Source organism: Bartonella sp. CM86QHHN, assembly GCF_042194695.1.
Lineage (GTDB): Bacteria > Pseudomonadota > Alphaproteobacteria > Rhizobiales > Rhizobiaceae > Bartonella.
This window is the reverse complement of the sequence record NZ_JBHIND010000081.1, coordinates 66,603-85,398: the sequence shown is the minus strand read 5'-3', so window position 1 is coordinate 85,398 and position 18,796 is coordinate 66,603. Positions and strand designations below refer to the sequence as shown.

Genomic DNA, 18,796 nt, shown 5'->3' with positions numbered 1-18,796 from the left:
AAAAATTTTTTGTTATGTACAATTGCTGGAACTTTGATTTTTTCTCATTTCGGTTCAACTTATGCAAATACATCAGCTCCTACAATGGTTATGGCTCGTGCGGATAAAGCAGGAGAAGAAAAAACCTTTAATAACGTTTTTATCCGCAGCGCATATACAACAGTGGTTGCTGATGACAAAGCCTTTATCACCATTACAAATTCAACAATGCGTTCAGACTCAAATTTATTTACCGCAACAACAGGTGGACGTATTCATGCTAAAAAAACTGTAGGAAAATCAAATTCCCGTGGTTTAGAAATTTCAAACGGCATCATCCATATTGAAGATTCAATCATAAATGTTTCCGGACATCACAAAAGTCGTGGTATCCTTTTTGATTACATCCCAAGTTCCCAAGTAAAAGAGGGCGAAAAAGTTATCAATAAAGCAATTCTTACCAACACAAAACTTCTTGTTGAAAATGGTATTGGTATTCTAGGACCAGATTATGCAAAATCTGTTGCTGAGGTAGAACTTAAAAGTTCAGAAATTCGTTCTGATATATTATTAAAAAATAAAATCCCAGAAAACTCAAAAGATATCGATCCTCGCACTTTTATATTAAGCGCTGACAATTCGATTATAGAAGGACGAGCAAAGACTTTACCTCAAAATACAACGATTTTTACTCTCAACAATAACAGCAAGTGGTCCCTAAAGATTAGTCAATTTGAAGTAGACAAAGAATTTGACAGCTCTAAAGGATACTTGCTCACTGATATTAAACAACGTGCACAGTCTATTGTCTCAGTATTGAACCTTAATAATAGCTCTATTATATTTAATGCGCCGCATAAACTAGCAGACAATCAATATCAAACCTTGCATGTGGGAAAACAGCCAACAGCTGAAGCTGCGAAAGCAGAGCAAAACAGAAGCTCCGATGCAACAACGGTTTACAATGCATTGGGCAACGCAAGGATTTACTTTAATACCGAATGGAGTAATGGTCTTATAAAAGAACAACAAAAAACTGACCGTGTTCTCGTTCATGGTAATGTCTCAGGCACCACAACGATCTATTTCAACAATCTTTCAAAGCGTGCAGAACCATTCGATAATGATGAAGTTTCAATTCCTTTGAATGCGCGTGGTCTCTCACTTGTTCAGGTGTCTGGAAAAGCAGAGGAAGCCGCCTTCACGCTGGCAAATGGCTACACTACAATGGGTGGATTGCCCTATAAATATGTATTAAATGGCTATGGACCAACATCCAGCCGTGGGAGAGCTGACAAACAGCAAAGTCTCTTGCAAGAAAGTGAAGAGTTTTGGGATTTCCGTCTACAAAATGCGACTCTTGATGATGAAGGAAAAATCAAAGCTCTTGTTCCTCAAATGGCAAGCTATTTGGTTATGCATAATGCAATATTCTCCTCTGGCTTGGCTGATATAAACAATCAAAATACACTGTTAGATAATATGCACTCAACAGTTTTTGGATTAGAAGGTCATAAACAAAAAGGGATATTTTTATCGACTTATGGCAACAAGATGACGTTATCTTCCAGCCGTAGTCCATTGGAATATGGTTATGGTGCTAATGTTCACTATGCTGCTATACAAGCAGGCATGACATTAACAACGTTAGAAAATCAAAATATAACCGCGAATCTTGGTCTTTTAGGCACATATGGAAAGCTCGCTTTTACGCCAAAGGACATGGAAGGTTCTGACAAAAGCATATTGGATAAATGGTCCTTTACGGTATATGGGAATCTCCACCATGACAATGGTCTCTATATTAATGCACTTTTCTCCTACGGCATTTTAAACGGACATATTACAACAGCCCTTATCGGCAACACCACAGAATTAAACAATACGGATACATTAAATATATCAGCTACCGTTGGACAAAAACTAGCAACTGGTGTTGAAGGGTTGTCTTTTGAACCACAAGCACAACTTATTTATCAACATATTGCCTTTGGCACTCTTTCAGATATTGATGGCTTCCAAGTTAATATAAAGCCCCCTTATCAATGGTTGGTCCGTATTGGAGGGCGTTTAACAAAAACAATGCTTCCTATTGAAAAAGATCGTGTTCTTTCTTTTTATGGTAAATTGAATGTCATCAAAGCTTTTGGTGAGGAGCGCACTATCGATGTTATGGAATCTTTCCATCTCGATTCTATGGGCTCTTCCCTTGAAGGTGGGCTTGGCATTAACGCGCAGCTTTCTAAAAATATCGCACTTCATGCTGACGTTAATTACCAACATAAACTTCAAAAAGCTGGGTTCTCTGGAATTAATTTTTCCGGAGGAATGCGTTATCGCTTTTAGAAATCTTAGCTCTCTATTTTGACGCATAAGCAGCGCTGAGATGAAAACAGTGCTGCTTAACTACATTACAAAAAACCGTAATGTGTCAAAAAGTGGTTCATTTTTAGCAAAATAAAGAAAATATCTTAAGGAACATCTCTATGCATAAGAATCTTTTGTTATGTACAGCCGCTTGTGCTTTATTTTTTTCTTCTTTTAATTTCACATCTACCAGCACCGCCTCTGCTCTAAGCCCCCAGGAACGCCATGCCATTGAAGGGATTATGAAATTACCTGAACAATATCGCCATGCCATTGATTTAATAAACACACCAACACAAGCAGAAAAGAATCTTGAGAAGATAGCCTCTGGCGCCATGATGGAAGATAATGCGCACTTCAACCAAGCACTTGAAAATCATATGGATCGTGTAAGAGATACGATTAACAGCTCTTTTGCAGGTGCAGGTCGTTATGGTTCTGGTGCTCATATAAACGTGGTGAACCGTGAAATGGATAATATACGTGCCCAAGCCATGGCAAACAAACACCATCAAGATATGCAAATCATGATGCAAGCCAGAGCAAAACTTGAACAATTACGTCAGAATCGATTAAAAACAAGAGAAAATTTATTACGTGGCTACGACAAAGCAGTTTCCGATGCCGTAAAGGCGGCAGCAATCCTTGAAGCTGATAACCAACAGCGTGTTAATGCTGCACACCAACAATGGGTAAGCCAAGACAATCGTGATTGGCACAAACTGCAAAATACAGCAGAAATATTACATAAGGCGGCACAAGTGGATACTGCCTTACAAGGACAAAACAAAGAACTTTCTGATGCTTTACGCAAAGCAGTATTAGAGACTTTGAACGCGGATGGAATAACCAACGTGGAGAGAAAAGAAAAAACATCCCCTCCTCCAAAGAGCACTTCATCCACAAGAACAAAGCATGGAATTACACGGCCTACAATAAATGAAAATTCGCAATCTGATATTGATCCCCAAACAAACACCACTTCCTCGGAATCAAAAACAACTCTTAATACATCAGCAAAAGCGCATATGAATTTGCTCCCAAAGGTTGGAAATACTGCTACCGCGGCTACAGAGAGCACCTCTAAACTTACAGATGATGATAAAGCAACTGCAACTTCTACTTCTCTTAATGGGACAGCAAAAAGCACAATTCTTACACCACAAGAAGAAAGCTCTTTAGTCATGCCTATCGCGATGTTTGCTGTTGGGTTTAGTGATGTCAACAATCAAAATATCTTGTTAGACAATATGCAAATAACAATGTTTGAACCCAAAGATCATCCAGAGAGAGGCGTTTTCTTATCCTCTTATGGCAATAAAAGCACCTTTTCTTCTAAGGTTCAAGCAAAACAAGATGGTATCCAAGCAGATATTCGCTATGCTGCATTGCAAGCAGGAGCAACACTAATAGCGCTAAAAGATCAAAATATCAGCAGCAACTTTGGTCTTTTCGGAACATATGGGAAATTGTCTTTTACTCCTAAAAACAAGGAGAGCTTTCAAAAAAATATGTTTGATAAATGGTCACTCACCGCATATGGAAATATTCAGCATGACAGTGGCATCTATGCAAGTGCCTTTCTCTCTTATGGAATTTTCAAAGAAAATCACGCTACAGCTCTCATCAAACATACCTCAAAAGTGAAGAATAGTAAAACATTAGGAGCCGCTGCAACTGTTGGTCAAAAACTGTCAACCAGTTTTGAAGGTGTAATCCTAGAACCGCAAGCACAACTTGTTTATCAACGTCTCATGCTTGGTTCTTTATCAGATAAGAGCTCTTTCTCAGATGACGATAACTCTAAAATAGACATAAGCAAACCTCATCAATGGTTGCTCCGTATTGGTGGACGTTTGACACAAAACAAAGGCCATGCCCTTTCCTTCTACGGAAAACTGAACATGATCAAAACTTTTAGTGAAAACTTTTCGCTTGCTGCTATGGAATCTTTAATTGAAGGTGGTTTTGGTATTCAGGCGCACTTATCGCAAAATATAGAGCTTCATAGTGATATCAGCTATCAACATAAATTCAAAAAAGCTGGCATCTCTGCAATAAATATTGCCGCTGGAATGCGCTATCACTTTTAAAAATACTTGTATTCCTATCTTGAAATATAACGCGCTCTCATTATGTTTCGTTTTGTCTCTTACAAAAGAGACATAATGAGGCCAAAGTTTTATTTTTTATGAGAGAGGGGAGAAATATTTTAGGAATACATCCATATGAAAAAAAGCTTCTTACTATACACAGTTTCTGGAGTTCTGTTTTGTTCTTTCACCAGTATGTCTTATGCTATTCATAGTACAAATCCATCAACAACGATAGATTCTTCTTCTCTACAACCTGCTCGTGTCAAGTCACAAATAAATCTATCCGGAGTTTTTGATCCGTATAAAGATCTATATGATGGAATCGGACAAGTTATGCCATCATATCCATCTTCAACCCCTAATGGCCTCCTTCCCCCTACAGCACCTAGCTCCACAAGAACGAGCGCAAGCCCTATTTCTACAGGAAGTAAACTTACAACGCCTACTTCTACAAGCACTCTACCTCCCAAAACACAACTTGAAGGAAATTCAGCTGGAAATATAATTTCTTCTTCAAAACAAAACTCTGATCTTAGTCAAGGAAGTACACAAACACCAAAGACTAAAGTTACAGAAGGTGTACAATCTAACCCTACAACACAAAACACTCCTATTATACAATCTTCAACAACAGGAATGGAAGCAAAATCTAGAAGACGTTCAGGGGCGCCCTCCTCTTCTGCAGACTCTTCCAGCGAAAAAACACTATCGAATTCTGCTGTGTCTTCACAGCCAGAACCTACACAACCTTCACCGAATTTACAACCAGCACTTACAAAGTCTGAACCTACAAGAACGGAACCTACAAAACCAACAACAGAGCAAATACCAACATCTAATGAACCAGAACTCGCACAGCCAATATCTTTAAGAGTAGAAACTGAAAAACCAACATTACTGGTACCACCAAAATCTGCAAAACCAGCGCCAGTGCAATCTTCATCTGCACAAAAAATATCTGAAAAATCAGAGATTGAAAAACCAATATCACCAATAAAACAACCTGAAAAGTCTACACAAATTGAGGATATAAGCGCTGGAGTTGAAGCTAAAAACGGTAAGATCATAACGCTACATAACAAAAAAATTCAAGACAATGGTTTTGCTGTACATGCAGAGGGAAATAATTCAAAAGTCAACATGATAGGGGGAACAGTTGATGCGCGTTTTATTGCACTAAGCGTATCAGATGGTGGAGAAATTGATGCTACAGGCATTACTGTAACAGCAGAAACAGCTGGTTTGGTAAACATGGAGGGCACAATCAAACTTAAGGATTCAAGCGTCCATGTCACGGGAAATTATGAAGCAGACGGTATTATTTTCCGCAACAATCCGTATAATGCCCCTAGAAAACGATATACACGCAATGCTGAAAGGAACACCAATGCCGTTCAAGAACAAGATGTAGCCAATATTGCTGATAAAGTAACCCTAGAGAATACAAAGCTTTTCGTTGAACATGGTAGCGGTATCAACCTTTATGGAACAGGCGTAAACGGGGAAGTCAACCTTAAAAATTCAGAAGTTCATGCCGATATTTTATTAAAAAATATCAAGAACGAAAGTGCCTCCACAAACACCATTACATTAGTTGCAGACCACTCTTCTTTAGAAGGTCGGGTAAGAACTTCTAAAGATAATAGAACAGTTTTTGATCTAAAAGAGAGGACGAAATGGCTTGTAAAGGCGAATAAAAATGCCACAAATAATGATAATATTTTAAATGACTATAGACAGTTTGGTGTTGATGAAAAATCATACTCTAATCTTTCTGAATTGCACCTTACAAACAGTGCCATTATGTTTGACAAGCCCATTGAGGGACATTATCAAACTCTGTTTATAGGACCTAATCTTTCGCAAGAAGACGAAACAACTCACACAGCAGCGATTTATAGTACAGCGGGTCTTGCAGAGATTTATGTAAACACTCAATGGGATAAACATTCTCCTATCACGGAACAACAAACTGATCGCATTGTGATTAATGGTGATGTCTCAGGAAGTACTGTTGTTCACATCAATCTCCAAACCGATAGCTCTGCTGTTTGGGAAGAGAAGATGGCTTCTCTTCCTTTAGGGACACATGGAATTTCAATCATTCAAGTTTCCGGACAAGCAAACGAAAATTCCTTCACGTTAGCAGGAAACTATATGACAATAGGGAAACAACCTTATAAATATGTACTCACAGGCTATAAGCCTGGAACATCTCATGAGAGCCAAAATCTTTTTGGCAAGAAGAATAGTGATTTCTGGGATTTCCGCTTACAGAATGCCTACATTGATAAAGACAAAAAAGTTCGGGCCCTTTTACCACAGGTAGCAAACTATTTAACCATATCTAATACTTTATTTTCTGCTGGATTTACTGATGTAAACAATCAAAACACGTTGTTAGACAATATGCAAACAACAGTATTTGGGGCAAAAGACAATAAAAAGAATGGTATCTTTTTCTCTTCCTACGGCGAGAAGGTCACCCTATCTTCCAACCGCGATCCACTGCACTATGGTTATGGTGCTGATGTAAACTATACTGCCTTACAATTAGGAGGCATATTAGCCGCCTTAGAAAGCAAAGACATAAGCGCATATTTTGGTCTTTTAGGAACGTACGGAAAGCTTGCCTTTACGCCAAAAGAGATGCAAGATTCTGAAAAGACAACGCTTGATAAATGGTCACTTACCGCTTATAGCGGCATCCAGCATAGCAATGGTATATATGTCAACGCTCTTCTTTCTTACGGAACCTTAAAAGGAAATATTACCACAGCTCTTGTTGGGAATGCCGCAAAATTAGATGGTACCAAGATGCTTAATATATCTGCAACCATTGGTCAGAAATTAGCAACCGATACAAAAGGGCTTGTCTTTGAACCACAAGCTCAATTCATTTATCAAAATCTCATGTTTGATATTTTCTCAGATACCAATGGCTTAAAAGTAGACATGGGCAATCCACATCAATGGTTGATCCGTTTTGGTGGACGTTTAACAAAAACGATAATGGCTGTTGAAGAAAACAAGGCTGTTTCCTTCTATGGTAAAATGAATGTTATCAGAACTTTTGGCGATGGTAAAACAATAAAAATTGCTGATACCTTTCATGTTGATCCTACCGGCTCTTCAGTTGAGGGAGGCATGGGGGTGAATGCATATCTTTCTCAAAATATCGTACTAAACGCCGATATCAGCTATCGGCAAAAACTGCAAAAAGCCGGTGTATCTGGCACCAATTTGTCTGGCGGAATACGTTATCGTTTCTAAAGCAGAAGTTAATTTTAACTTAAATAAAAAAGGTAGCACAAAGTGCTGCTTTTTTATTTAAATTTATATATTTTTTTAATTCTCAAAAATCATTATCACATCAAAGAAGATTTTGACTTATAATATTTCTTTTGCATATTGAATAAAAAACTAAATACCATAACATTCTCTCATCAAAATACCCCATGCATAAAATTTTATGTCTTATATTATCACCACACCTCAAGCGATGATGTTTTTACAGCACAACAGAATAAGCATTTATGCCGATTTAAAAAAAGTCAGCCCCTTCTTCGCTGTGGACGCTCCATTTATTTTAGATGATGTACATTTAATATACCTGCTATAAAGACTAGTATCTGGTATAAATTCTTAAAGGCAAGTTTTTCCTCTAAAATCTCAATGCTACAGCAGCTCCATTATAAGACAAGATATTGATTTATAAAGACAATTAATTGTTTTCCATGTTAAATGAGAATCCAGAATATCGTCAGATTCTTTCATTTTAGACCTGTTCCATGTTGAATCAACAAAAACCATATCTCTTACAAGTGACAAGGGGGAAGAGCCATAGGGATAAAAAACTATTAAGAAAGGATTAAAAATGCCTCTAATGAACTATCTCAAGTGCCAAGGGCTGTAGCAACATTGGGATCAAACAAAGAATATGACAGTGTTGAAAAATATAACAATATCAACTTGCTCTTTTATTAAGCATAAAGATGGTCGCGCCCTATAGATTTTATATTATTTCCATGGGAACTTTCTTATTATACCATTCACAAGCACCGTTGCATCAAAGATGTCGTTGCGCCGCCCCACAAACACCATCACGAAATAGACTTGAGAGCTTAGATATCTCTTTAAAACAAGGCCGTGAATTAGGAATAACAAATCCATTCTATTTTGAGTATTTTGTCGTGCATGAAGGACATGCCCGCAGTAAAAAACACAATAAAAAAAGCGTGAAACAATGCGGAATCTTCATTATTTAACAGATAGTGCTTTAGATACTTTTGAAAGACATAAAGCTAAATTAAAGAACGGCGGAACAGAGGGAAGCTGATTTCTACCTCTTTATTCTTTCCCAATGAGATTGCCTCCCCATTTCAAATATTACGCCAACAAAGATATACGCACTATATCCACTCAGATCTGGATGCTCTCTCCAATCTGACATACAAAAACTAAAAACAGCAGAAGGAAATAATAAACCGCTTTAATTTTTATCTCAAGCATATAGATTTAAACAACGAACCGCGTCATATCACCACACTTTAAAGGACAATATTTCCATGAAGCTTATAGGCAATATTCATCACATACTCTTCATCATTCATGCTTTTTGCTGACTTGGTGGTTATGGCGGAGTGAACGCACCAGATCCCATCCCGAACTCGGCCGTGAAACACTCCAGCGCTGATAGTACTTTGCCTTAAAGCAAGGAAGAGTAAGTCGCCGCCAGATCTGCTAAATGCAAGCAAAAGACTCAATTATAAACCTTACATTACCACAGCCCCAAGGAAGCTGTTTTTAAGGCATCACAGGCTGGTCTAAATATTCTCTTGATCGCGCCTCTCCCTAAACTAAAAAATGAAGCTCCCTACTGACTTAGTCTGCAAACAATTCTCTGTAAATAATCCGCCTTCTCTGAATTCTCTTCTAGCCAGCTTCTCACCGCATGCGGTTCACATCACGACACCTTAAAAGACATTGTTTTAAGAACAGCGTTTTACAGTACATCAGGATAATAATTTAAATACCAAAATGCACTTAAAACACGTCTACTCACTAAACGCACTATTTATCCAAATCAACTGCCCTACCTAATCATTGTCATGACTTAGAACAGCCCGTATTAAGCAGATTTGATCATTCCTCTATTTCTTTTGCACGTCCAGATAGTTGTATAGCTCTAGAAAGATCATTAACTGCATTTAAATGTGTTTGAAGTAATTCACTATTACGCTGTAATTTTTCTTGTAAATCAGACAACAAACTTTCAACCTCATGCTCAATATCTTGATTCATATAGCGCTTCACATCACTCATGGATTTATTAAGATCACGCAAACCACGTATTTTACGCAAATTTATTTCTTCGTAATCTGGAACACCACTGCTCTCTAGCATATTGCTTTCATAATCAACAACTTGAGCTAATCCTTTAACAGCAGCAACAAATTTTGTCATCGCCCAATCACGATCAATAAGGTTGTTATCAAGAACTTTTGCTTTTGCCGCAAAACTATCATCACCATATTGCACTACAGACATTTTTACTTCCCCTTCAACACTATTGTTCAATCTTACTTTCAAATGAGGGAGACTAAACAGGTTCTCTTCAATGCTGATACACTCAACCAAGCTCGTGGTGCAAACATTGCTCAAACAACAGCACGACAATCCTTCAAAGCGTATACCACTTCAACTTTCAACGCGTTCTCTCAAATATTTTTCTTGCTTTGCTCCAAAACCATCATTGCGGCTATACTAATCCATAAAAACGCTATAGACTTAAACCTTACAGCAATATCGAAATTTCCATATTTGCTCTGTCTATTTCGCCTTGCCGATTTTATCTTTGCCGATTTTATCACGAGCTCATCTTCAACAGAAAATAACAATGCTTTCACGACAACTTCAGCCACAAAAAATATCTGCCGACAAAAAACCGCAGCCTATCTTGCAGCATATAAAGACGTAAGCCCATTAAAAATTTCAGCATTTTACTGATAGAAGCACTTTACCCTCCATAACCTTATGGCTCTCTCTGCACTTAAACTTGTATACCTTCCTGCGCCCCATAAGATGGCGCCAGACAAGATCAGTTTGCACCCATTCAAAAGGACACCCCCCTCTCCCATGCTCTTTCTGCACACATGCAGTATTTTGCATAAAACACAAAAAGAATGTTCTTTTGAACAGATCAGCCATACAGCAATATAAAAAAAGACATCTTCAAATAGCTAAACAGCCATCAATCTTCCTTTTTTAAATTATCATTCGCTTTTCTTTGCAATGAACGACTATATAAGATTTTTTGAACCTTTTCAAGAGTTTCTTAGCCAATCAGTTCGATACGTCTTCAATCGCATATTTACGCGCTTGTTTTAAAGAAATATCTCTTAAGTGCACCCAAGCCTATTTCGCACCGCGGCCCATCAATGGTATAATGATAAATCTTCCATGACATGTATAAAATCCATTGAGCACTTTCCATCTTTACGCTTAATAAAAGAAGCAAGCCAGCACCATCACATATTTTTCTAACCCCTTATGTTCTGATACCCTTGGCACTTGAGACGGTTCATAAAGCATGGCCTTTCTTGTACAATTTCTCTGCGCATGGGAGCTCCCTGCTTGTAACTGCAAAAGACATTGTTTTGGTTAATTCACCACGAAACAGATTTGGAATGAAAAAATTTCCAGTATTAAGGGATCTAATTCAAGTTGAATAACGATAGATTATCATCTATAAATCAAAATATTATCCAATGCATAATGCTTAACGCTCCCCCCATTGATATTTTCAGAATTTTCACAGCATCTTCTTACAGATTATTTCATTCCATAACACAGTTTGCTCTTAATATCGCAACTTTACATGCGCTACTGGTATAAAAACAGAGAAACAATCATTTTATAATCAAGGTACAATTTTTGTTTACGATCTTTCTCTCGTTTTCAACCTTTTAAATGCAGCTCTTCTCTTTCATAATCATCACATTTCAAATCTATTCCATGTTGAATAAATTAAAATCACTTGCTTGCACATCACAAACAACGCCCTGATGTGTTGATAAAATACGCTGAAAGAAAAAGACTTCTTATGAACCTTAGCAAATGCCAAGAACTATAATAAACATTGGAAGCAAGCGTACGATGATTGTGACTTGCTCTTTCATAAGTATAAAGATGATAGCATTTTATAGATTTTTATATTATTCAAAGTTTATATTATTTCATGAGAGCTTTACTGTTATACTATTCACATTTACCGTTATACCATTTACGAATGTCATCGTAAAATGTCTTTCGTGTGCGTTAAGAGATATTTCTTTAAAACAAGTACATAAATATGCAATACAAATATACTAATATACAACATAAGTATATTTCTTTTGGAGCGTTCTTTACTTTTGTGCAAAACATGCCCCATTAGAGCAGCATTAACCAATCTTGCTATGAGATAAACGATCAGAAAACATTTTTATCTTCCGCCGCTCACCTTAAAGGACTAAGATCTTAACTCAATCGGCTCTGTACGCAGTCCGAATTTTTGTCAAACGATCTTCTCCTGACTTTCCCCTCATCTGCTTCACTTAAACGAAAGACTCAACAAATAAACCTACGAATATTCATCGTACACTAAAAAATACTTAAACGTTCCAAGAAAACTTATATGTCTTATATTACCGTTATAAATGACAGTGCTTTATAGCATAACAGGATAAAAAAAGTTTCCAGCAACACAAAACTTACAAAATCAATCAATAGTCCTTTTAAAGCTTTCTTTTTTAGGATTCACAATACTCCAACTCCTTAAGCTTTTATAAAAAAAGGAACGATTTTAAGCTTGCCGAATATGTTGTATCAGCATATATTACAGATTGTAACATATTGTTATTCATAAAATCACCTCAAAAAGAACAGAAAGAGGTTTTTATGGCTGATCTCGTAAAAGCCGCTATGCTTTATTCAACCTTGATTATCACCATCAATGCTTTTGTTGTTATTTTAGTTCTCGTAATAGAAATATACTAAGCATACTCTTTTGGCTTTTTATAATCTGTGCAAATGAGCATCTTAATTTCACATAAGAGCAAAGCAAAATTTTAATTCTACAGATAAACCACACACCCAATTTCAAACATCGCTTGCAACTATTTGAGTATAAACTCTGCTTTTTGTATGCATTTTTAACCATCAGTGTCCGTCTTTTCACGCTATCTTGAATCTCAACTTCACTCCCACCTTAAAAAACGAAATTTTCTATCAGATATGATCTGTAAATAATTTGTCTCTTTATTGAGTAAATTTCCCCTTCAGGGCATATCACAATTCTAAAGAATAATATTTCATGAAGCTTATGATAATCTATTGAACACCATCTTTACCCTTATGAGAGAATAAACCAGCAGCATCACACACTTTTCCAGCCCCAAATGTTGCCAACAAACCTTTAGCACTTGAGATAATTCATAAAAGGCATTTTTACGTCTTTCTTCAACAGTTTTTATCCACACGGCTCTCCCCGCTTGTACCATGCAAGAAGATGGTTTTAATTAATTCAACCGAGAACAGATTTGGAATAAGAGAATCTTACGTTATTCGAGATCCTTATTCAGTATAAAATAATTAAATTATTTTTATAAATCAAAGTGTTATTCAGAAAAACATTCATCACACACTCGAGAACAAAAAACACCTCATACGTAAAGTTTTATATGCGCTCCACCGCTCAACATGATAATATCACGACACAATTAAGATAAAAAAATAACAAGGAAAAACCTTGCAAACTCAGAAAAGAGAGGAGAAAAATGAAAAGATGTGGAGAGCGCTCAATTCCTCACACATCCAGCAAAACCGTCCTAGCAAAACTGTCTCACAACTTAACTAATGTTATAATATTCTCAAATCAAAAGAAATTTTTTAAAAATAGTTTGAGAAAAACATTTGAGTATGAAACGATAATAATTCTATTCAGAATGTTTTTCTCTTTATTAAAACAGAGAACGTAATTTCCAAACAAATGTTTCCTCCTAATTTTTCCGAAATTAGCCGCAACACTTAAAGACGATCTTAGTGTGATGAAACATTTATTTGTGATAAACGCAAAAAAACACCCCAAAGATAGATTTAATCTCATATTTTAAATACATGTAACCAAAACATTAAAAAATTAGCAGTAACACGTAACAACTCATTGGGAGGCAATACTATCTACAATTGAAAGCACTTTTGAGCTGAACAAATGACAGTATAGCATACGTTTACACAAAGAGTACTGATCGTAAACGACTAATTCTTGAAGCCATAAAAAGACTCTCTAAAAGTTAGAGAGAGCCTAAAAACGCAATAGAATCAAGAACTAAAAAATTCCTTATTTATTGAACTGTATGTTTTTAATTAATGCCAAACATAAGTTCCATATATGCTTGTCTGGCATGTTGGCAATTTTTAGATTTCTCCATAGAAGATTGATCCAGCTTTTCACATTTTTTTGCCCACTCTTCGAGTAATGTTTTATCTTTCTTAAATTCCGCTACGCTGTAGTTTTTTTCGCAACCAGCAACGACAAGTCCAGTACAAAGCAGCAATGCTGTAATAATAACTTTATTCATGATTTAATTTCCTTCCTTTTTCTCTTCAGTTTTTTTCTCGTCATCATGTACAAAGCTTGAACCAGGCCAATCTCGGGCATGAACTTCACGATACGCTTTATCTGCGTTTTTACAATTTTGAGAATCTAAATCCTCTGATATCATGCATTTCATTGCCCATTGCTCGAGTAATTTGGGATCCTTCTTAAATTCCGCTACGCTATAAGTTTTTTCACAACCAGAAACGACAAGTCCAGCACAAACCAGCAATGCTGTAATAATGGCTTTATTCATCAATAAATTCCCCTTTTTCAAATTTACAAAGTTTAGGACACAATTTAGGGCCTTAAAAAAAGTTCTACATATGCTTGTCGAAGGTTTTTACAATTTTGAGAGGATTTGAGCGGTGAATCATCGTTCTCACATTTCTTTGCCCATTCCTCGTATAATTTTTCATTTGTTTTAAATTCTTTTACACTATAAGTTTTTTCACAACCAGTAACAGCAAGTCCAGTACAAAGCAGCAATGCTGTAATAATGACTTTATTCATAATTTAATTCCCTTCCTTTTTATCTTCAGTTTTTTCTTGGTCGTCCTTTCCAGAGCCAAAAATTCCCCATTTTTTACGAGTTTCTAATTCAGCTTGTTCTGCGTTTTTACAATTTTTTGAATCAAAACTTCCTGCAATAAAACATTTCTCTAACCACTGATTGAGTAATTTGGGATCTTTCTTAAATTCCGTTACGCTGTAAGTTTTTTCGCAACCAGCAACGAAAAGTCCAGTACAAACCAGCAATGCTATAATAATGGCTTTATTCATCAATAAATTCCCCTTTTTCAAATTTACAAAGTTTAGGACATAATTTAGCACCCGATTAAAATTGTACATTCGGTTCATTGTGCATTTTCAAAAATTTTAAAATCCACTTCTGTACGCGAATATTTTATTAACAATATCTTTGGGTTCACATCCCCTCCTATATTGTGACCTTGCGTCTACTTTCCTTTGCAAATACGTACACTTCCAACGCAAACATGTTAAATCATGAAAACTGCCTTTCATTTATCAGACTTGCATTTGTAACATTATCTGCACGGCAGCTCTTTGTATTTGAAGTGTTAAAACTTCAGCAAAAATTCTGATATCTTGACATTCTCAAAAAGCTTTTTAATCATTTCTTTTCCTTCAAGAACCTTTTGGTAACGAGAAGCAGCACGATATCTTACCCAAAATTCGTCATGCCTATACCCATTGCAAATTCTCTGCAAACGAAAGAATACAGCTTTTAATCAACTAATTGCGCTCTTATCATTTCTAAACCACCGGAAAAGAAAGAAAGCTTTAAGTCCCCCTGTACTTTTTAAAAGCCAATAGAAATGCTAAAAAAGCGATCTTATACATTCCAATTGCAGAAAAAAGCCTATTGCCTTGCGTACCATTACAACTGGCATTAAATATTTAAGACTATAAAATCATATAAATGTAAGAAATATTTTCTATAATATACTCAATGACTTCTTTTGTTTATTAGGAAAAATTATAGCGCGTCAATATCAGTAAATTTTACTTATTTTTATCCCCCCCTTATAAACAATGAATATAATTTAATAAAACGGATTGCTGCATAACAGAAAAAAATAATCAAGGCTACTCTTAATTACATTATTTACGCATGTATTAAGTACAATAAACAAAAAAATAACCTGATGTTTAAAATCATTATCAAGATAATTTTTATGGAAGAATAAACTTATCTACTCATCTAGCGGATAAGATCACAAGTAGTATGATGATTATCACATTTATAGGGAAAAGTTTGAAACGGAGAATTTTTCGCAAACTCATAGCTCTTTCATGCGATGATACAGAACCTTATGAAAAACAACTTGAATGAAGCAACCATCGTGAAAAAGGAAGAGCACTTTTATTATTAACTTCGTATAAAAACAATCGATATCATCTCTAGAAAAAGCACTCAAACCAATGAAATTATCGTATCATTTTTTACACTTTTCCGTATTTTTGTGAAAGCAATTCGCGGACCTCATCAGCTATTTTAGTTCCACGACTTGCACAACTGACCTTAATCAACCGATGCAAACTTTCTGGTATATCAATCGTGAGGCGCTTCATACCTCCACTCATGCTCCCTTTGTGGCTTCCTATCCATGCATCCGCTGTTAAAGGAATTGATTTATTGGTTGGTTTTGTGCCAATTTTAATTTTTTTACTCATCGTGCTAACTCCTTGATTTCCGCTGCAACCGCTTCAATCTCTGCCGCTGCGGGTCCTTGCTTATCAACTTCATAAACGGCCTTCCCCTGTGCTGCTGCTTCTGCAAAAATCACGCGCTGCGCAACACTAGAAGAAAGAACATGCACAGGGTATATGCCAAGAGCTTCGTTCACATCGCGCCCTATCGCTGTATTGACGATTTTACGATTAATAACAAAAGCAGATTTGAGATTTTCTTTATAAACGCGTGCTTCATCAATCAGCTTTACAATTCCATCCGCTGCCCAAATATCATAGGGACTAGGCAAAACAGGGATAAGCACCAAATCCGAAGCCATAAGAGCACTACGAGCAAGATCCGTCACACGCGGAGGACCATCGATAATAATATGATCATAACCATGACCAATCTGTGTAATCTCTTTGTGAACCGTTGCACGCGGTAAACCAATAACTGAAAACAAAGGTGCATCTTCACGTACAGCAGCCCAATCCAATGCGCTTCCCTGTGGGTCAACATCAATAAGCAATACCCGTGTACCAGTACGTGCAAAACTGGCAGCAAGATTAACACTCAACGTCGTTTTTCCGACACCTCCCTTTTGATTCAAAAGTCCAATGATCATCCATTACGCCTTTCAGTATTATCGTTTTTACGATTATACAGAAAGTAATAAAAGAAACAAGCATCCAATACGTGCAAAATAACCATCTCTCCTATTTTTAGGATAAATAACAATAGCCCGCAATTTTTTATAATATTCTTTTAGCATGAGCAAAAACATTATGAAGATGATATTCTTGAAAATAACAAAATAAATTTAAAAGAGGCATGCTCTTCTTCCCCCCCACCCTAAAACGAAGATTCTTAAATCCATGTCGATCTGTAAACAATGCGCTGTAAATGATCCAGCTTCTTATTTTGCACCGGCCTTTTGGGATTCTCCCTTCATGCAATCCACTTAATGCAACTCTACAAACAAGCTCCACTCTGAATATACAACAAACTATAAGGAGAATTCATTGTTTTGCACGTTGAATGAGAGAGCCGAAATCAGGAAGATTCTCTCATTTCATGCCTCTTATATTAAATTAATCAAAATCATATCTCTTGTACGTACAATCAGGGCTGGCGTGTGGGTAAAAACTGTACAAGAAAGGATTTAAAATGCTTCTTATGCAGAATCTCAAGTATCAAGAACTATTACAATATTGGGGGTTGGCAAATATAACAATGGTACCGACTTCCTTCTTCATAAGCGTAAAAAGGGTGGTGATCCATGAATTTTATACTCTTTGACGCTCGACAGAGTAAAATGGGCTTAAGAGAAATAAGGGGGCCTCTAGCAAGCGCGTAAACAAGCAACACAATGAAATGTCTATGTTTAGTAAACACTATAGATTATCCATAAAGACCAAACATCCGTCTTTCATAAATCGCATAACGAACATGTTGCGGAGTGAGATATTTTGCATCTTATAGCTCATTTTTCCCAAATAGATTTTCTCGACAAAAAGAATATTTTTGTTAAGATGCCACTGAAAAACTTACCTTCATTATGTTCTTTCTATATACCAGACCAGAGGGTATCGTGAAGATCATGCAATTGGGAATAAACAAAAATGAATTTACAACAAATTGAACCTGATATTTTTATCAGCGCCCAACTTAGCATAGAAAATATCAAAACATTGGCACAAGCTGGTTTTAAAACAATTATCTGTAACCGCCCCGATCACGAAGAGCTCCATCAACCTGACTTTTCTAGCATTAAAACGGTCGCAAATGAATATGGCATAAAAGCCTATCACATTCCCATTTCTCCTCCAACTATAGAAAAGTCAGCTGTTGAAGCCATGCAAACAATTTTAAAAACAGCCTCTCTGCCTCTTCTTGCCTATTGTCATCACGGATCACGCTCGCTGCATCTTTATCGCTTAGCGCGTCTTTAAACAGAGGGTTCGCACACTTCCGCCTCGTCTTAAAAGACGAAGATTCTTAAATATACATCGATCTGTAAAAAAATAATCAGTCAATAATCTTTGTCTTGCACCTTTCCACTCAGGCTTCACATTTCATAAAACTCTATGAGCAAGCTTTGCTCCTCAATATACAACAAGCATACACACCCGAAGCCATAAAAATGCGTGAAAATTCATATGATGATCAAGAAAATTTATTTTTACCTCACCTTTTATCACTGCTCCACCTTCTTTTTCTCTCCCTTTACCAGTACGAGCTCATTCGTACGCTACAGACACCTAAAACGATAGTAAAACCACTAAGGAAACCCCATATTCCGGATAAAAGGCATGCAGAGTATTTTATAAAAAAAGCTGTAAGCCATAATCTATGATTAACTGCGACATATTGATTTATAACAATTAATTATTTTGCACGTTGAGTGATAAATCCTAATACCGTAAGATTCTCTCAAGTCTATTTATAGTGAATCAATCAAAAGCGTGTTTCTTGCATGTCACAAGCAAGAAATATTCGTGTGAAATAAAACGA

The 18,796-nt window shown here is 36.4% G+C and carries 12 protein-coding genes and 1 rRNA gene; 6 read left to right on the top strand and 7 right to left on the bottom strand.

The window, feature by feature from the left end:
• The 4 genes from ACFIKX_RS09355 to rrf all read left to right on the top strand — a co-directional run.
• Window positions 1-2,325, top strand: a 2,325-nt coding sequence (locus ACFIKX_RS09355; protein ID WP_375627929.1) for an autotransporter outer membrane beta-barrel domain-containing protein, incomplete at its 5' end; no start/stop codon positions are given.
• 140 nt (window positions 2,326-2,465) lie between these two features.
• Entirely contained in the window at window positions 2,466-4,439 is a 1,974-nt protein-coding gene (locus tag ACFIKX_RS09350) for an autotransporter outer membrane beta-barrel domain-containing protein (RefSeq protein ID WP_375627927.1), read from the top strand.
• Between the two features lie 135 nt (window positions 4,440-4,574).
• Window positions 4,575-7,715 (top strand): autotransporter outer membrane beta-barrel domain-containing protein, encoded by a 3,141-nt coding sequence (locus tag ACFIKX_RS09345; protein WP_375627925.1) that lies wholly within the window; start codon window positions 4,575-4,577, stop codon window positions 7,713-7,715.
• 1,352 nt (window positions 7,716-9,067) lie between these two features.
• A 5S ribosomal RNA gene (rrf, locus tag ACFIKX_RS09340) occupies window positions 9,068-9,182 on the top strand.
• 405 nt (window positions 9,183-9,587) lie between these two features.
• Here the strand turns inward: rrf and ACFIKX_RS09335 are convergent.
• Entirely contained in the window at window positions 9,588-9,992 is a 405-nt protein-coding gene (locus tag ACFIKX_RS09335; protein WP_273790974.1) for a flagellar protein FlgN, read from the bottom strand.
• 42 nt (window positions 9,993-10,034) lie between these two features.
• Here ACFIKX_RS09335 and ACFIKX_RS09330 point away from each other — a divergent pair, with 42 nt between their 5' ends.
• The gene (locus ACFIKX_RS09330) at window positions 10,035-10,451 is read left to right on the top strand and encodes a hypothetical protein (RefSeq protein ID WP_375621546.1); all 417 of its coding nucleotides are present in this window, start codon (window positions 10,035-10,037) and stop codon (window positions 10,449-10,451) included.
• A gap of 3,395 nt (window positions 10,452-13,846) precedes the next feature.
• On the opposite strand, the gene ACFIKX_RS09325 is transcribed toward ACFIKX_RS09330, so the two are convergent.
• The 6 genes from ACFIKX_RS09325 to parA form a co-directional block, all read right to left on the bottom strand.
• Complete coding sequence (locus ACFIKX_RS09325) at window positions 13,847-14,065, bottom strand: EexN family lipoprotein (RefSeq protein WP_375613558.1); 219 nt, start codon at window positions 14,063-14,065, stop codon at window positions 13,847-13,849.
• Window positions 14,066-14,068: 3 nt separating this feature from the next.
• Window positions 14,069-14,338, bottom strand: coding sequence for an EexN family lipoprotein (locus ACFIKX_RS09320; RefSeq protein ID WP_375627922.1), 270 nt, complete (start codon window positions 14,336-14,338; stop codon window positions 14,069-14,071).
• A 44-nt stretch (window positions 14,339-14,382) separates the two neighbouring features.
• The gene (locus ACFIKX_RS09315; RefSeq protein ID WP_375621543.1) at window positions 14,383-14,595 is read right to left on the bottom strand and encodes an EexN family lipoprotein; all 213 of its coding nucleotides are present in this window, start codon (window positions 14,593-14,595) and stop codon (window positions 14,383-14,385) included.
• Between the two features lie 3 nt (window positions 14,596-14,598).
• Window positions 14,599-14,865, bottom strand: a complete 267-nt coding sequence (locus ACFIKX_RS09310) for an EexN family lipoprotein (protein ID WP_375627920.1) — start codon at window positions 14,863-14,865, stop codon at window positions 14,599-14,601.
• A gap of 1,185 nt (window positions 14,866-16,050) precedes the next feature.
• The gene (locus ACFIKX_RS09305) at window positions 16,051-16,281 is read right to left on the bottom strand and encodes a plasmid partition protein ParG (protein ID WP_375613561.1); all 231 of its coding nucleotides are present in this window, start codon (window positions 16,279-16,281) and stop codon (window positions 16,051-16,053) included.
• Entirely contained in the window at window positions 16,278-16,907 is a 630-nt protein-coding gene (gene parA, locus ACFIKX_RS09300) for a ParA family partition ATPase (RefSeq protein ID WP_375613562.1), read from the bottom strand. The genes ACFIKX_RS09305 and parA overlap by 4 nt, the downstream gene beginning before the upstream one ends.
• Before the next feature lie 997 nt (window positions 16,908-17,904).
• Between parA and ACFIKX_RS09295 the strand changes: the two genes are divergently transcribed.
• Window positions 17,905-18,234 carry a TIGR01244 family sulfur transferase gene (locus tag ACFIKX_RS09295; RefSeq protein ID WP_375610590.1) on the top strand — a complete coding sequence of 110 codons (330 nt, stop codon included), beginning with the start codon at window positions 17,905-17,907 and terminating at the stop codon, window positions 18,232-18,234.
• Window positions 18,235-18,796 lie beyond the last annotated feature (562 nt).

What these genes read in the sequence shown, in the direction of transcription:
- ACFIKX_RS09350 (WP_375627927.1), top strand. Translation starts at nt 2,466, where the DNA reads ATGCATAAGAATCTTTTGTTATGTACAGCCGCTTGTGCTTTATTTTTT.
- ACFIKX_RS09345 (WP_375627925.1), top strand. Translation starts at nt 4,575, where the DNA reads ATGAAAAAAAGCTTCTTACTATACACAGTTTCTGGAGTTCTGTTTTGT.
- ACFIKX_RS09335 (WP_273790974.1), bottom strand. Translation starts at nt 9,992, where the DNA reads ATGTCTGTAGTGCAATATGGTGATGATAGTTTTGCGGCAAAAGCAAAA.
- ACFIKX_RS09330 (WP_375621546.1), top strand. Translation starts at nt 10,035, where the DNA reads ATGAGGGAGACTAAACAGGTTCTCTTCAATGCTGATACACTCAACCAA.
- ACFIKX_RS09325 (WP_375613558.1), bottom strand. Translation starts at nt 14,065, where the DNA reads ATGAATAAAGTTATTATTACAGCATTGCTGCTTTGTACTGGACTTGTC.
- ACFIKX_RS09320 (WP_375627922.1), bottom strand. Translation starts at nt 14,338, where the DNA reads ATGAATAAAGCCATTATTACAGCATTGCTGGTTTGTGCTGGACTTGTC.
- ACFIKX_RS09315 (WP_375621543.1), bottom strand. Translation starts at nt 14,595, where the DNA reads ATGAATAAAGTCATTATTACAGCATTGCTGCTTTGTACTGGACTTGCT.
- ACFIKX_RS09310 (WP_375627920.1), bottom strand. Translation starts at nt 14,865, where the DNA reads ATGAATAAAGCCATTATTATAGCATTGCTGGTTTGTACTGGACTTTTC.
- ACFIKX_RS09305 (WP_375613561.1), bottom strand. Translation starts at nt 16,281, where the DNA reads ATGAGTAAAAAAATTAAAATTGGCACAAAACCAACCAATAAATCAATT.
- parA (WP_375613562.1), bottom strand. Translation starts at nt 16,907, where the DNA reads ATGATCATTGGACTTTTGAATCAAAAGGGAGGTGTCGGAAAAACGACG.
- ACFIKX_RS09295 (WP_375610590.1), top strand. Translation starts at nt 17,905, where the DNA reads ATGAATTTACAACAAATTGAACCTGATATTTTTATCAGCGCCCAACTT.